The organism is Colwellia sp. C2M11 (genome assembly GCF_018860915.1).
GTDB lineage: Bacteria > Pseudomonadota > Gammaproteobacteria > Enterobacterales > Alteromonadaceae > Colwellia.
Map to the genome: position 1 here is coordinate 68,245 of NZ_JAHKQD010000037.1, position 15,806 is coordinate 84,050.

The 15,806-nt window shown below is 35.7% G+C and carries 15 protein-coding genes; 6 read left to right on the forward strand and 9 right to left on the reverse strand.

The window, feature by feature from the left end:
* Window positions 1-52: 52 nt before the first annotated feature.
* The 3 genes from rluA to KO509_RS09930 form a co-directional block, all read right to left on the reverse strand.
* The gene (rluA, locus tag KO509_RS09920; protein WP_215973124.1) at window positions 53-736 is read right to left on the reverse strand and encodes a bifunctional tRNA pseudouridine(32) synthase/23S rRNA pseudouridine(746) synthase RluA; all 684 of its coding nucleotides are present in this window, start codon (window positions 734-736) and stop codon (window positions 53-55) included.
* Window positions 736-3,654: an RNA polymerase-associated protein RapA gene (gene rapA / locus KO509_RS09925; protein WP_215973125.1), complete on the reverse strand. Its 2,919-nt coding sequence runs from the start codon at window positions 3,652-3,654 to the stop codon at window positions 736-738. Before rapA ends, rluA begins: the two co-directional genes overlap by 1 nt.
* Before the next feature lie 276 nt (window positions 3,655-3,930).
* Window positions 3,931-4,842, reverse strand: a complete 912-nt coding sequence (locus KO509_RS09930; RefSeq protein WP_215973126.1) for a LysR family transcriptional regulator — start codon at window positions 4,840-4,842, stop codon at window positions 3,931-3,933.
* Between the two features lie 163 nt (window positions 4,843-5,005).
* Here KO509_RS09930 and KO509_RS09935 point away from each other — a divergent pair, with 163 nt between their 5' ends.
* From KO509_RS09935 to KO509_RS09945, 3 genes are all read left to right on the forward strand, one after another.
* Window positions 5,006-6,178: an MFS transporter gene (locus KO509_RS09935; protein WP_215973127.1), complete on the forward strand. Its 1,173-nt coding sequence runs from the start codon at window positions 5,006-5,008 to the stop codon at window positions 6,176-6,178.
* A gap of 112 nt (window positions 6,179-6,290) precedes the next feature.
* Window positions 6,291-6,827 (forward strand): redoxin domain-containing protein, encoded by a 537-nt coding sequence (locus tag KO509_RS09940; RefSeq protein ID WP_215973128.1) that lies wholly within the window; start codon window positions 6,291-6,293, stop codon window positions 6,825-6,827.
* 158 nt (window positions 6,828-6,985) lie between these two features.
* Complete coding sequence (locus tag KO509_RS09945) at window positions 6,986-7,495, forward strand: DUF3016 domain-containing protein (protein ID WP_215973129.1); 510 nt, start codon at window positions 6,986-6,988, stop codon at window positions 7,493-7,495.
* Here KO509_RS09945 and KO509_RS09950 read toward each other — a convergent pair.
* On the reverse strand, window positions 7,488-8,369 hold the full coding sequence (locus KO509_RS09950; RefSeq protein ID WP_215973130.1) for a LysR substrate-binding domain-containing protein: 882 nt from the start codon (window positions 8,367-8,369) through the stop codon (window positions 7,488-7,490). The two genes, KO509_RS09945 and KO509_RS09950, sit on opposite strands and share 8 nt — an antisense overlap.
* A gap of 129 nt (window positions 8,370-8,498) precedes the next feature.
* Here KO509_RS09950 and KO509_RS09955 point away from each other — a divergent pair, with 129 nt between their 5' ends.
* The gene (locus KO509_RS09955; protein ID WP_215973131.1) at window positions 8,499-9,566 is read left to right on the forward strand and encodes a YeiH family protein; all 1,068 of its coding nucleotides are present in this window, start codon (window positions 8,499-8,501) and stop codon (window positions 9,564-9,566) included.
* 15 nt (window positions 9,567-9,581) lie between these two features.
* Here the strand turns inward: KO509_RS09955 and KO509_RS09960 are convergent, their stop codons facing one another.
* Together KO509_RS09960 and epmB are read right to left on the reverse strand one after the other, a co-directional pair.
* Window positions 9,582-9,893 (reverse strand): hypothetical protein, encoded by a 312-nt coding sequence (locus KO509_RS09960; protein ID WP_215973132.1) that lies wholly within the window; start codon window positions 9,891-9,893, stop codon window positions 9,582-9,584.
* Between the two features lie 76 nt (window positions 9,894-9,969).
* Window positions 9,970-10,998 (reverse strand): EF-P beta-lysylation protein EpmB, encoded by a 1,029-nt coding sequence (epmB, locus tag KO509_RS09965; protein WP_215973133.1) that lies wholly within the window; start codon window positions 10,996-10,998, stop codon window positions 9,970-9,972.
* Between the two features lie 88 nt (window positions 10,999-11,086).
* Here epmB and efp point away from each other — a divergent pair, with 88 nt between their 5' ends.
* Window positions 11,087-11,659 (forward strand): elongation factor P, encoded by a 573-nt coding sequence (gene efp / locus KO509_RS09970; protein ID WP_215973134.1) that lies wholly within the window; start codon window positions 11,087-11,089, stop codon window positions 11,657-11,659.
* Window positions 11,660-11,815: 156 nt separating this feature from the next.
* Here efp and KO509_RS09975 read toward each other — a convergent pair whose 3' ends face one another.
* Window positions 11,816-12,802 carry a glucokinase gene (locus tag KO509_RS09975; RefSeq protein ID WP_215973135.1) on the reverse strand — a complete coding sequence of 329 codons (987 nt, stop codon included), beginning with the start codon at window positions 12,800-12,802 and terminating at the stop codon, window positions 11,816-11,818.
* Between the two features lie 425 nt (window positions 12,803-13,227).
* On the opposite strand from KO509_RS09975, the gene KO509_RS09980 reads away from it, so the two are divergent.
* Window positions 13,228-13,761 carry a DUF2780 domain-containing protein gene (locus KO509_RS09980; RefSeq protein ID WP_215973136.1) on the forward strand — a complete coding sequence of 178 codons (534 nt, stop codon included), beginning with the start codon at window positions 13,228-13,230 and terminating at the stop codon, window positions 13,759-13,761.
* 96 nt (window positions 13,762-13,857) lie between these two features.
* Here the strand turns inward: KO509_RS09980 and KO509_RS09985 are convergent, their stop codons facing one another.
* Both KO509_RS09985 and KO509_RS09990 read right to left on the reverse strand, forming a co-directional pair.
* Window positions 13,858-14,754, reverse strand: a complete 897-nt coding sequence (locus KO509_RS09985; RefSeq protein WP_303495262.1) for a mechanosensitive ion channel family protein — start codon at window positions 14,752-14,754, stop codon at window positions 13,858-13,860.
* A gap of 147 nt (window positions 14,755-14,901) precedes the next feature.
* On the reverse strand, window positions 14,902-15,801 hold the full coding sequence (locus tag KO509_RS09990; RefSeq protein WP_215973137.1) for an aldo/keto reductase: 900 nt from the start codon (window positions 15,799-15,801) through the stop codon (window positions 14,902-14,904).
* Between the last annotated feature and the right edge of the window lie 5 nt (window positions 15,802-15,806).

Here is a 15,806-nt window from a genome sequence, read left to right on the forward strand (position 1 = left end):
ATGATCAATAAATATATATCGGCCTATAAGTTAAAAGTATTAACTCAATGTATTAAGTAAATGGACAAGGGGCAACAAAATTGAGTAATTCTCCTGTTACAGGATGCGCTAAGCTTAAGTTTCTTGCATGTAATGTTAACCGTGAACTCGCGGCTAAAGCTTGCTTATGCGCATACAATCTATCACCTAAAATAGGGTGCCCTAACGCTAGCATATGCACTCTTAATTGATGAGAACGCCCTGTAACAGGCGTTAATTCAACTAAACTACTTTCTTCACCAGAACTTAAGTCGTTGTAGCTTAGTACTTGATAGTGCGTTAATGATTGTTTGCCATTTTCATGATCCACTTTTTGCTTTGGCCTATTTGGCCAATCACATATTAATGGTAAATCTACACTACCTGCTTGATCTTTTACCTGACCATAGACACGAGCAATATAGCTTTTTTTAGTTTTTCGTTGTTCAAACTGTCGACTAATAGAAACATGGGCAGGTTTATTTAGCGCCATAATCATAATACCAGAAGTTGCCATATCTAAACGGTGCACCACAGTTGCTGTGGGTAGTACGCGTTGCACTCTATTTTGTAAGCAATCTTGATGTTCAGGTAAGCGCCCTGGAACACTTAATAGTCCGCTACTTTTATTTAGTACAACAATGTCCTCATCCTGAAAAATAATATCAAGATAAGGTGTCATTGGTGGTGTATAAATAAAGTCTGGATTAGCAGCCATTAATGGGTCACTACTATCATACGTACGGCTTCAAAAGTGAGCTGGGCTTTATCAATATAATGCGTTAATTGACTTTGTTGGTGAGCAATAAAGTCAATTTCGGCTTGTCGAACACTTGGGTTAACCGCTTTTAATGCCGTTAATCTTTGCTGCTCTTGTTCAAGCTTAGTTTGCATATTTTCTAATGCCTTTGTTTGAATAGCTTTAATTTGTTGCTTACCATGACTTTCAGCTTTAGTGACTAGCGGTCCAATTTGAGATTTTAACGCTTTAATTAATTGTAAAGCTATTTGTTTTTTAACTGGTGCTAATTGGTTATCTAAAACAGATTCACTTACTTTATCAGCAAGATTATTACCTGTTTTATCGACTAAAATTCGAATCGGTGTGGTTGGTAAATAACGGCCTAATTGTAAGTGCGCTGGTGCCGTTGCTTCGACAGTGAATAAACATTCTAAAAAGAAAGTACCTACAGGTAAGGCTTCATTTTTTAATAGCCCTATACTTGCATTACCAATTTCGTCGCTAAGTACTAAATCTAGTACACCTCTAACCATTGGATGATCCCAAGTTAGTAATTGGTAGTTTTCGTTAATTAAGGCGGTATTACGATCAAAAGTAACAGTCGTTCCGTCTTCTGGTAAGCATGGAAAATTACTATTAAGCATGTGTTCGCTTTGATTTAATGCGATTGAATTGTCTGCTTTATCATCTTGCTGCACACCAAACACGTCTAACGCTTGAAACATAAATTGCGGTAAATGAATTTGTTTGTCATTCTTCTCTATTTTTTCAACTAACTCATAAGCACGGCCTTGGCCTGATGAGTTTAATTCGAGTAACTTATCACGGCCAGACTCTAATTCTGCTTTTAACTGGCAGTGCTTTTTCCAACTATCACTAACGAGTAGCTCGGCTTGACTAGAAACTTGTTGGTCACTTAATGCTAAAGCCAATAACTGTTCACCATATGTTTCATAAACTACGCGGCCAGTAATACAGGTATGTTCAAAGGCTTGCATTCCTTGCTGATACCAGTCAAGTAATAAGTGTTGTGCCGAGTCTTGAAAATAAGGAATATGCAAACGAATAATTTCGGTTTGCCCTATGCGGTCAAGGCGACCAATACGTTGTTCTAATAAGTCAGGATTACTTGGTAAATCAAATAATACTAAGTGATGCGCAAATTGAAAATTGCGTCCTTCGCTGCCTATTTCTGAGCAAAGCAATAATTGTGCACTGTCTTCATCTTGGGCAAAATATGCGGCAGCTTTGTCGCGTTCAAATATCGATAGACCTTCATGAAATACTGCTGAGCGAATACCTTCTTTAATACGAAGAGCGGCTTCTAGGTCAATCGCTGTTTGTGCATGTGCACAAATCACTAATACCTTTTCTTTTTTTAATGATTGTAGTAAATCAATTAAATAATCAACACGTGGATCAAAGTCGGTCCATACTTCGTTTTGATGATCTAAGCTGTATAGCATTTCAGGTGTGAAAACGAACTTAGCTTGTTTTGAGTTAGCCAATGTTTCAGGGCAACCGCTTAGCATAAATTCATTCAATGACTCTTGATATTGCTCAGGCATAATTAACGGTGCTGGGTGTGCTTCACGCGCAGGGAAACCTTTAATTGTATTACGCGAGTTTCTAAATAAAATACGACCGGTGCCGTGCCTATCAAGTAATTGAGATAGTAATTGCTTACGAACTTTTTGTTGGACATCAGCATTGCTATCATTTAGCTGCGTTAGCTGTTGACTAATATTTGATTCTTTTAGTAATGCTGATAAGGTCTTTTCTTGATCAGACGAAAGTTTTTCGCCTTCAACTAAAGCATTGGCTGCGTCTGCTATTTCGCTATAACGAGACTCTTCTTCTATAAACTTGTCGTAATCAAAAAACCTATCAGGATCAAGTAACCGTAAGCGAGCAAAATGACTTTCATGGCCTAATTGATCGGGGGTTGCGGTAAGTAATAATACACCTGGAATTACTCGTGCTAATTGTTCAATGCATTGATATTCAATACTTGGATTTTCTTTGTGATAATTTAAATGATGGGCTTCATCTACCACCATTAAATCCCAGTCTTCACTAATTAGTTCTTCGTACCATTTAGGATTTTTAGTAACAAAACCTAAGTTAACTAGCACTAATTGTTCACTGCTAAATGGGTTTACATTATCTTCACCAGCGACTTCATCACAACGGTCTTCATCAAAAATACTGAAGCTTAAATTGAAGCGACGTAGCATTTCTACTAACCATTGATGCATTAGTGACTCAGGGACTATGATCAAAATACGTTTTGCGCGCCCACTAACAAGCTGTTGATGTATTATCAAACCTGCTTCGATGGTTTTACCTAAACCTACTTCATCGGCAAGTAAAACACGAGGAGCAAAGCGATTACCCACTTCGTCAGCAATATAAAGTTGATGAGGAATAAGGCTAACGCGGGCACCAGTTAGGCCCATTAATTCAGATTGTTGTTGCTCATACTGATGGCGTAAACAGTCTTTACGCAAGCGAAACCAGTCGAGTCTATCAACTTGGCTGTTAAGTAAGCGATCGTGCGGTTTATTAAATTTTATAAAGTGATCTATCATCACTTCTTTTAACGAAATTTCTTCGTTTAGATCATTACCTTGTTTTATGCCGTGGTAAGTAATAATACCGTGTTCTTCAGAGCTTGATGTTACTTTTAATGTCCAGCCTTCGTGGCTTGGAATTATGTCACCCTGATTAAAAATAACACGTGTTAAAGGAGCATTCGCTTTGGCATATTGACGTGATTCACCAGTGGCAGTAAAGACGATTGTAACGAACCTGTGCTCTATATTTGTAACTGTCCCTAACCCTTGATCTGACTCACTGTCACTTATCCAACGCTGACCTACCTGAAATGGCATAAAAAAGAACTCCAAAAACTATAAATTTAACAAAAATTACGATGCTGCATGAACAGCATTAAAAAAAGGCGCTATAGTACCTTTTCGCTATTCATAATCATAGTTAGCTTTAATAAAGTTTAGTGTTTTTTTCTCGTTATTTGTTAAATCAATGCTCATTATCGATGTGTAAATACTTATATTATTAATAGAAAAATAATATATATTCTTGATACTAAATAATATTCTGGAGGGAACAGTCTTGTTTATTTAAAAAACATATCCTTGTGTCTAAGGTTATCTAGTCATATTGTGTTTTATTTCCTTTTTGGCGGCTAGCACTATCTGTATGAAAGCATTTACTGTTGCGTTATTATCGATTTTTTTATACTGAATGTGCAGTGGAATTTGCGTATTTACATTATTTAACTCAATAAAACTACAGCCTTCACTGTATAACTTACGAATACAGTATGGGGCAATCGCAACACCTAACCCTGCAGCTACTTCAGTTACTAAGGTTTGCATGTGCCTTGGTTGGCTGATTATGTTAGGTGAGAACCCTGCTTCTTTACAATGTATTATTGTTTCATCAAATAATCCAAGTGCTTCATCACGATTAAAAAGTATAAATTGTTCGTCTTTTAACTGCGCTAAATTGATACTTTTATTATTTGCCAAGGCATGGTTTTGATTAACGATAGCAATCAATTTATCAATGTAAATACAGTGGCTAATAAATTCGTCATTAATTGAACTAGGTAGAGGCCTTGAAAATGCAATATCTATTTTTTCATTTTTTAAGGCCTCAATTTGTTCAGTTGCGGTCATTTCAAATAAGGTGACATGTACATATGGAAATTGAGAGCGATAAGCCCGCACTAAGGTCGCCATGAAGGATAAACATGCAGAGCCTAAATAGGCAATATTCAGCGAGCCTACTTGACCATTGTGTGCAAGTTTTACTTGTGCTGTCGCTTGATCAGTTAAGGATAAAATGGCCGTAGCATCCTTTAGTAACTGTTCACCGGCTACAGTAATTGCTACATCTCGGGAGTTACGATTAAATAAAGTTACTCCAAGCTGAGCTTCTAAGGCAGAAATATGACGACTAATAGCGGGCTGAACTGTATTTAACTCGCGAGCGGCGTCTGAGAAGCTTTTGTGCTTAGCGACGGCAATAAAGCTTTTTAGTATTTTTAATTCCATAGCTGATTCAATTTGTAGTTTCGCCTTATATTTCTGCCGTGGGCATTAAAACTTTGTCTATACAGTTTTTATATAGATTCAATAAAATACTATCATTTTTGTTATCTCTTAATAAGGCCTATTATCTATCCATAAATTATTTATTTACCTACGCAAGAAAAACATGACGAATCCTGAAGAAAATCAGTCGTTGAGCCGGTTTATATTATTATTGATGACTACTGCTATTGCTGCAACAGCGGCAAATCTGTACTACAGCCAGCCGATTTTACCGCTTATTGCTGATGAGTATAAATTAACTTATTCACAATTAGGCAGCATTCCTGCATTTACCCAATTTGGTTATGCTTTTGCGTTACTATTTATTTCCCCGTTAGGTGACTCTATTGCCCGTCGGCGTTTAATCAGTATTTTGTCGTGCATTTTAGTTGTTGCTTGTGCAGTTGCGGTAATTGCACCAAGTTTACCTATATTATTGAGTGCAGTTTTTCTTATTGGTGTTAGTGCCAATATTACTCAGCAGTTAATACCATTCGCAGCTTCTATGGTATCAACCAATAATAAAGGCGTGACCTTGGGCACGCTAATGATGGGATTAACGCTTGGCATTCTACTTTCAAGAACGATAAGTGGCTTTGTTGGTGAGCAGTTTGGCTGGCGTAGTGTCTTTATTATGTCAGCAGTTTTAGCTGCAATATTTGGTATTTTGTTACAGCTATTTTTACCAAGCAATAAACCGCAAAGTAATTTACCTTATTTAGCACTTATTAAAAGCACCGTCAGTTTATTTGTTCAGCATAAGCTATTACAAATTTATACTTTATCCGGCGCTTTCTGGTTCGCTGCTTTTAATGTACTTTGGGCAACACTAGCGATTTATGTAAGTGATATGCCCTTTAATTACAACGCACAAGAAGCTGGCTTATTTGGTGTTATTGCATTAGCGGGTGTTATCGGTGCAAAATCATCAGGTAAATGGGTTAATACCTTAGGCTCTAAAAAATTAATCATGATGGTGCTGATACTTGCGGCAATAGGTTTTGCTATCACGGGTGTCTTTACAGGAAATTTAATTGCTTTAATTATCGGTATTGTTTTAATCGATTTTGCCATTTTTAGTGCTCAAGTCGCCAACCAAGTGCGTGTATTTAGTATCGACCCAAGTGCACAAAGCCGAATTAATGGTATTTATATGTTAGGTTATTATCTTGGTGGCGCGCTTGGCTCTATTGCGGGCGTTAAAGCATTTTCGCTTTATCAATGGCCTGGTGTTGTGATAGTTAGTGTTATATTTATTGCTATTAGTGCTACGTTTAACTCATTAGCAAAAAAATAACGCATTGATGTTTAAGTTTTGTTAGTTGTTAGCATGAATAGGCTAAATGTTGCATGTATTAGACTTACCTCACTTAGTAATAACAGTAAAATTCATAAATGAAGAGATGATTATGACAAATTCAGTAAAAATAACAGCTGGTAATATTTTCCCTACTATTGAAGCAACATTGCTTAACGGTACTATTGTCGACATGAGCAAAGCACATAGCGGTGCTGATTGGCAAATGATTATTGTATATAGAGGTAAGCATTGTCCACTATGTGTTCGATACTTAAATTTATTAGAAGAACATCAAGAAGCATTAAAGGCCATAGGGGTGAGCATATCAGCTATTTCAGCTGATTCAAAAGCTCAGCTTGCAGGCACTATGGAGCAATTATCAATAACTTATCCAATTGCTTACGGTTTAACTGAGCAGCAAATGCAGCAATTAGGGCTTTATATTTCAGCTCCGCGCTCAGAGCAAGAAACTGATCATAACTTTGCTGAACCCGGACTGTTTATTGTTAATGATGAAGGCATAACTCAAGCAGTAAATATTTCTAACACACCATTTCTACGTCCAGAATTAGATGTTGTGGTAAGAGGTTTAACTTTTGTTCGTAACCAAGAAGGATATCCAATTCGTGGCACAGTGACTTATTAATATTTCGTTAATTTGACTTGTATACTACTAGCCTTAAAGCACACACAAATATTTTATTGATAGTGTTGTTTTGCTTGTTATGTTGTTACATCTTTTTACAATGTTGTAGCGGCAAATATGCTTTAATAGCCTATACCCAGTAACAATAGGATAGAGTGATGAAAATATTAACCACAATATTATTTAGTTTGTTTATTACACTATCATCTTCTGGTTTTGCTTATGCGGCGACATCAGAGGTGACTTGGACCAATTATGAAAAATATCGTGATATTCGACCAAGTAATGGTAGTCGAAAACATTTTCGTGAAAGTACCTTTTATAATTTAGAAAAACACATTGCTAAACTTGCTGAGAAACTTCCAGAAGGGCAAGTTTTAAAAATTGATGTCACTGATGTTGACTTAGCCGGCGATACAATGGCTGGAGGCATAGATCAAATTAGAATTGTTAAAGATATTTATTTCCCTAGAATTAATTTTTCTTATCAATTAGTGAGTACCGATGGTAATGTAATTGAGTCTGCTGAAGTGATTCTCAAAGATATGAGTTTTTTGATGGGAAGTCGTTTAAGATATAGAAATGAGTCATTAGGTTATGAGAAGAACATGCTTGATGAGTGGTTTTTGGAAACCTTTGACAACCATATTACTAAGCAAGTCAACTAATTATCTTCGTTTGAAGAAAAGTATGAAAGGCGCTTACAAGAGGGTCATGGCAGTAATGCTCTGATTCTATAATGGATAATTGACGATTTAAATTAAGGGGCGTTTCTAGCCTCTTAAATATTCCAAGTGTTAGTTCTTCTTGTATCGACAATAATGATAATACTCCTAAACCTAAATTCGCTTTAACGGTTTGCTTAATAGCCTCTTGTCTCGCTAAGTCCATGCTGTGGTTAATTGTACCGCCTAGTTGTTGCATAGCATTAATAAACACTGCACGTGTGCCTGAACCGTGTTCTCGTAGTATCCAACGTTGTTGTGACATTTCTGTTAATGTTAATTTTTTTTGTTTGGCCAACACATTATCTTTGGCACAGAAAACAACGAGTTGATCATTACGCCAAGCTGATAAATTTAATGATTTATGTGAAAGTGGTGCCTCAATTAAACCTATATGGGCTTGTCCAGCTAATAATTTCTCGGTGACTTGCTCTGAATTGCTTATGAAGAGTTTTGGCTCTACTTGAGGATGTATTGCTATAAACTCGGCTAGCAGTTGTGGCATAACATATGAACCAATAGTAACACTGGCAGCTACTTTTAATTCTCCTTGTAACTCGGTTGTAGTGGGTTGCTGAATTTGTTCTTGCAATACTAACATCTGTGTTGCTTTACTTAATAGCATTTGCCCATGTGCGTTAATCACTAGCTTACGGCCATGGCGAGTAAATAACGGGTAGCCTAATATATTTTCTAATTCTTTTAATGATTGGCTAGCAGCAGACTGTGTCATAGATAACTCTTGCGCAGCTTTTGTTATACCACTCAGCCTTGCGGTGGTGGTAAATACGGTTAATTGTTTTAATGTTATATTCATCTGCTATTTCACAATTTACTAGGTCATCATATATTAATATTTTTAATATAATACATTAAAAACATCTGTTTTTTTTATTTAAGTTCTCCCTATATATTATGCTTAACATGAATGATGAGAGAGAATGCAATGCCGTTTTCCAAAGATAATCGAGTAAATACACTTAATGGAATTTTGTTTGTCGCGCTATTAGCAATAGCAGCGACTTATTTAGCCGAACTCTCCTTTTTTAAAGAGTTAGCTATTAGCCCGTTAATTATAGGCATTGTGGTTGGTATATTTTACGGTAATAGCTTACGTGACAAGTTTCCTAATACTTGGCACGGAGGACTTGTCTTTTCGACTAAAACCTTATTACGTGCCGGTATTGTTTTTTATGGTTTTCGTTTAGTTTTTCAAGATATTGTACAAGTTGGTTTTGCAGGCGTTTTATTGAGTATTTTTATTGTAATAAGTACTTTTATTTTTGGCTATTGGTTTGGCACAAAAATATTAAAGTTAGATCGCGATACCAGTATTTTAATTAGTGCTGGTAGTTCAATCTGTGGTGCCGCAGCTGTATTGGCAACTGAGCCAGTAATTAAAGCAGAGGCTTATAAAACCAGTATTGCAGTGGTAACGGTAGTGATTTTTGGCACTATTGCTATGTTTATTTATCCGATCTTGTATCAACAGGACTTTTTAGGGCTAAGTTTAAGGTTAACAGAACAAGCGATGGGAGCTTACGTTGGAGCTACATTACATGAAGTAGCTCATGTGGTTGGTGCCGGTGCTTCAATGAGTGATGATATTGCTAACACAGCTGTTATTGTAAAAATGTTACGCGTTATGCTGCTAGCCCCATTCTTACTAGTATTAGGTGTTTGGCTGGCAAGTTTAGCTAAGCAAGGTAATAAAGCACAATATGTTATTAACGATAACTGGCAGCAGAAAGGGGGAGTTACGATCCCTTGGTTTGCTGTAGGCTTTATTGCCATGGTTGGCTTTAATTCACTGAATATTTTACCAATAACTTGGGTGGATAATATCAATCAGCTGGATAATTTTGCCCTAACAATGGCCATGACAGCATTAGGTATAGAGACACGCTTAAATAAATTTAAAGGTGTAGGTTTTAAGCCTATTTATCTTGCGAGTGTTTTATTTTTATACCTAATGACGTCTGGATATGCCTTATCTTATTACCTTATTCGTTAGCCGAAATACGGCTTATTAAGCGCTATGAGTTTTTTCAAAGCCAGCCAATACAGTGAATAATTGTTCAATTTTTTTAACTAAAGGAATGAGTAATTTCGAATTCTCTTTGTTTGCTTGCCATTGTAATAAATCATCAGCTATCTCTTCGACATAAGGTTGAAAAGTATCAGCTGAGCATGTGAAACCAGCATCTTTTTTAAAAATAGCTTCAAACCCTGCTTTTTTATGTTCACGCAAGTCTGCCAATGTTGCATCAGCGGTTAATGATCTTTTTAGAATCAACGAAATATTTTCAATTAATTGTTGTTCAATCGCTTTAGTAGTCATATTTTTTCTTTATTTGTCTAGTCGAGAGTAACTGCTAATATCAAAAGTTGCTATTAGCAGTCGTTATTAATAGTAATTATGTCAGATTTATTGGTGTTTTGTTAGTTTGACCTGCAATTTCACGTACCAATTTAGGCATTAAAAAGCCGGGTAAACTCGCAAGCATTTCGTTAACTATTTTAACCGCCTTTTTCTCTGTTACATCGAAGTGGGCAGCGCCTTGTACAGGATCAAAAAGGTGAAGATAATAAGGTATGATACCAATATCGAACATTTTTTCACTTAATGCGATTAGCGTATCGCTTTTATCATTGACACCATTGAGTAATACACTTTGATTAAATAAGGGAATGCGAGCTTCACGCAATGGCTCTAGTGCTTGTGCAAAATTATCATCTATTTCATTAGCATGGTTTATATGTAAAACCATAGTTGCTTTTAAGCGGGTACGGATTAATAAATCGACTAAACCCTTAGTAATACGGCTAGGGATAACGACAGGTAATCTTGTATGAATACGCAGACGTTTTACATGCGTTATGGCTTCAATTTGCTCAACTAGCCAAGTTAAGTGAGAATCGTTGGCCATTAAAGGATCGCCACCACTAAAAATGACTTCTGAAATTTCTGAGTGTTCGGCAATATAGATTAATGCTTGCTGCCATCGTTGTTTGTTAGGACTATTTTCTTGATAGGGAAAATGACGGCGAAAGCAATAACGGCAGTTAATGGCGCAACCTGCTCTAACAATCATCAATACCCGATTTTTATACTTATGTAGTAAGCCTTCAGCAACCGTATCGTGTTCTTCTAAAGGATCTGTGCTAAAGCCATCAGACATAATAAACTCATTAGATAACGGCATAACTTGCTTGAGTAAAGGGTCATTAAAATCGCTTTTTTTCATACGACTGATAAAAGGCAAAGGTACTCGAACAGGAAATAATTGTTTGGCGTTGAAATGTTGTAAATACTCAGCACTATTTATATCAAGCAATGTTAAGAGCTTTTCAGGGTCAGTAATGACTTGGCGAAGGTCTTTTTGCCATGAATTTTCATCACAAAGATGCAATTTAGGGTCAATTTGGGTTATTATCTGCGACAATTCTTATTTCAACTTATGATCTTTACCTTAGATGCTGTGTAGTATATTGGGTATGAAGGTAATGGACAATTAATTAAAGAGCACACTTATGGCTAATTTCAGTACTAACCAGTTTAAAGCTGGACTTAAAATCATGCTTGATGGCGAACCATGTAATATTCTTGAAAACGAATTGGTTAAGCCGGGTAAAGGTCAAGCATTCAATCGTGTAAAAATTCGCAAACTAGTATCAGATAAAGTATTAGAGAAAACATTTAAATCAGGTGAGTCGGTTGAAGGCGCTGATGTAATGGATGTTGAACTTGCTTATTTATATGCTGATGGTGAATTTTGGCACTTTATGAATAACGAGACATTCGAACAAATTGCGGCGGATGAAAAAGCTGTATCTGATACAACTAAATGGTTAGTTGAAGGTGATATTTGTACTATTACACTATGGAATAATTCACCTATTTCAGTAACACCTCAAAACTTTGTTGAAATAGACATTACTGAAACTGATCCTGGCTTAAAGGGCGATACTGCAGGCACTGGCGGAAAACCAGCAACGTTATCAACAGGTGCAGTAGTTCGTGTTCCTTTATTTGTACAAATTGGTGAAAAAGTAAGAATAGATACACGTTCAGGAGAATATGTATCACGAGCAACAGCTAAATAATTTAACTAATATAAATGAGTTATCGGCTTCGGCTTGCAGCTGCGTTATTTAAGTAACGAGCACAATATAAATATGAAAAAGTCCAAATAATATTATTTGGACTTTTTTGCTTAGAATTTTTACTAATACTCGGTAGTGATTGGCAGGATTAACGTTTTATCTTTGAAGTAATAATGCTGCAGCACCAAGTAAACCTGGCTGTGGTTCAGTAATAATATAGGTAGGTGTTTGCTTCGGTATATTCGATAAACGTCCTTTTGCTTCAAAACGAGTTCTAAAATCACTGTTTTTAATGAAGTCAATAAAACGTGGTGCAATCCCCCCTGCAATATATACTCCTCCTTGGCAATTTAATGTTAAGGCTAAGTTACCCGCGAAGCTGCCTAAGACTTTACAAAACTGCGTTAATGCTTGTTCACACACCGAACATTTACCAGATACTGCTTGTTGGCTAATTTCAGCAGCGGAAAGGTGCACCTTATCTTGACCGTTAATTGCAATAATTGCTTGATGAATTTGCTCTAAGCCGTAACCAGACAATAACTGTTCATAAGAAACTCGTGCTAAGTTCTTTTTTAAATGTTGTAAAATTTGTATCTCAAGTTCATCAACGGCGGCAAAATCTACATGACCACCTTCACCGCTGAAACAATGCCATTGACTCTTTCCATTTGAGGATATTGGTACTATGTGCGCAACACCTAAACCTGTACCAGGTCCGCATACCGCAATAGGCATTTGAGCTACTGTTGCACCACCGCCAATTTTAACTTTTTGATTATCATTTAATAGCGGAATTGCCATGGCAATAGCTGTATAGTCATTTATCATGGTTAAACTATTTAGGTTAAGCGCTGCTATTAGCTCTTTTTGTGAAAATTCCCACGGTAAATTTGTCATTGAAATAATGTCTTTATCTGTGGGACAAGCAATTGCTAAACAAGCATTTATACAGGTGCCAGCAATATTTTTGTTTTTAATATATAGTGCAATAACATCGATTAAACTCGCAAATTTAGCGCATTGATACGTTTCTATATCTGTATATTGAGATTCACTTTGTGCATTAGCTTGTGCTAAACGAATATTAGTGCCGCCAATATCGGCAATTAAATTAACTATTTTTTTATCATTATTATTCATGTCTACTTTTGCCTAATTATCTATGATTAACGTTAACGGTTGATATATTAATTACCATTAGTGTTTTTCAATGTTTATCGAATAATACCCATTTTAATAAATTTATTTCCTATAAAAGTTTTATTACTGAGTTTAGTACAGGAAATTATAAGACATTTTGCTAACTTTAACGTGTCTAACAAATGAGAATACTATGTTATTGTTTGCGTGACCATGCCTATTTTTGCTGGTATTAGCGTGTAATGTTCCTGATAAAAAATGTACTCATGCTTGGAAGTTTTCGTTGATATATCCATATAGTTGTTGAAGTAAATTATACTATTTTATAATTGTTGCAACGAATGTATTATTACTGTTAACTTAGGTTAACAGTGTGTTAATCTAAGTTAACTATATTATCAAGTTTATCCAAGGAATTTTTAATTATGAAAGCAAGTATCATTTTATTATCTGTAGCACTAAGTAGCTTAGCCATGCCTGCTTCAGCTATTAAATTACCTGATTCGTTAACAAGTAAGTTATCGGAAAGTAATTCAGCAACTGATATCGCTAAGAATGCTGCTACAGATATGGCAAAAAATGCGTTAACAACTTATGCCGCAACTGAGCTTGGTATGTCTGAAGCAATGGTTAGTGGTGGTTTAGCGTCTATTTTTAAAGTTGCACAAGATAACTTAACAACAGAAAACTTTTCAGAGTTAAGTACAGCGATACCGGATATAAGTAGCTATATCGACCAAGCACCATCATTTTCAACCTCAGCGATTACTTCGTTATTAGGTGATAGTAAAGCGTCTAAAACAGCACAAAGTGCGAGCTATTTAGATTCAGCTTTTGAAAGTTTAGGTATTCCAAAAGAAAGCCTTCCGCTTATGATCAGTACAGTTACTAGTTATTTAGATAGTAACGGTTATGGTAATGCTGCAGGAATATTGAAACAAGGGTTAAACTTTTTATAAGCCTTGTTAATCTTTTTAGTCTACTATTTTAAAATAAAAAACCGATATTTTTGTTAAAGAATATCGGTTTTTTTATATTTTCGTGTTGCTAGTTAGCTACTTTGATTCAACTTGATGAATATGTACATCACGTTGCGGGAATGGAATGTTGATATTCGCGTCATCTAATGCGGAATATATACTCGCATAAGCTTTATATTTTGACTCGTAAAGGTTGATGGTTGGTGTCCATAAACGAATACCTAATGTAATCGCGCTGTCAGAAAATTCATCAATACCTACTTGTAGTTTGTTGCTATCGCCAATGATATCAAGTGACATCATGGTTTTTTTCAGTAATTCTGCAACTTCTAACGGGTTATGCTCATATGAAATTCCAACTTTTAATTCAAGTAATGAGTCATTTTTGGAGTTATGTAGTATTTCGCCAACAATATGTTTATTCGGTACGGTAATGATCACATCATCTTCATTTTTTAATACAGTATAAGCTAAGAGTACTTCTTCAACGACCCCTGTAACACCGTGCACGGTTATGGTATCACCGACCACAAAAGGTCTAATAATAATAATATTAAAGCCAGCCGCGTAGTTAGCTAGTAAACCTTGTAAAGCTAAGCCAGCACCTAAAGAAACAGCACCAATAGCAGCTACAAATGGCGTCACACTAATACCAAGTTTACTTAAGGCTACAATGGTTATCATTACCACAATTATCATTTTTGAGGTATTAGATAAAAATTGGCTTAGGGTTATATCTAATTTATTTTTAAGACAGAGTTTTAATACCCATTTAGATATTTTACCCGCAAGGATATAACCAATAATAAAAACAATTAGTGCGCCAATAAGTTGAAAACTGTAATTGGTAAAGAACTCAATAATAATGTTGTATATATTCGCGACTTGATTTATTTCATCTTTTAATAAATTAGTGGGGTTAAGCGCGGTAGTGACTTTTTCTGTCGTGTCGGCAAGTTGAGTGGTAAACACAAATATTCCTTAATATATGATAGAGCAGCAATTTATCTGCATAGTATAAACAGAATAATAACGTATTTTTATATTAAGCTAAAAGAAAAGAACATAAAATTAATTATTTGGAGTAATTAAATAAGCGTAACTTAAGTCATTATTTTGTTAGGGAAGTGCTTGACCATTTCTCGCCTCGAGTAAACGATACCAGTCTATATGACTGTAATCTAATTCCTGTGATTTTTGTGCAACAATGATACGTTCAGCTGTGGTGGAGCCTATAATAGGATAAATACTAGCAGGATGTTTTAATAGCCAAGCTAAAATAAGTTGCCATGGTTGGCAGTTATATTTTAAAGCTTGTTGTGATAATTCAGCTTTGATTCGTTGCTCGTCAGCAGTTGAAAATGTATTTCCCCATGCAGGATAAGCAACACCTCCAAGAGGGCACCATGCAATAGGTGTTATACCTAATTGTTGGCATTGATCTAAGGTGCCATCTGAAAAACTGCTAATATTATGAATATTGATTTCTATTTGATTCACTAATAAAGGGTCATCTAACGCTGATTGTAATAAAGCTACTTGCGAAGGCGAGAAGTTACTAACACCAAAATGCTTTACTTTACCGCTAGATTTTAATTGGATAAACGTTTCAGCTACATCTTGAGCGTTAAACAAATAATCAGGACGATGTAGTAGAAAGAGATCTAAATAGTCAGTATTAAGGCGTTTTAACGAGTTTTCTACACTGTTCGTAAGATAGTTTGACGAGAAGTCATAACGTTGAGGGTTTCGTCTAATACCTGCCTTTGAAGTGATTATTATATTATTACGTAAGTTTGGCGATTCTTTTAATACCTCGCCAAATAAACTTTCGCATTCACCATCACCATATATATCGGCATGGTCAAAGTGATTGTAGTTATTGTCAATGGCGGTATGAATAGCTAATTTACCTTTTGCACGATCATTAGCTGAGTTGTCACCGGCAATACGCATGCAACCGTAAATAAGACGAGAAGAGCCCGTTGTTGATAATTTTGATATTTGTTGAATTTTCATCTTTA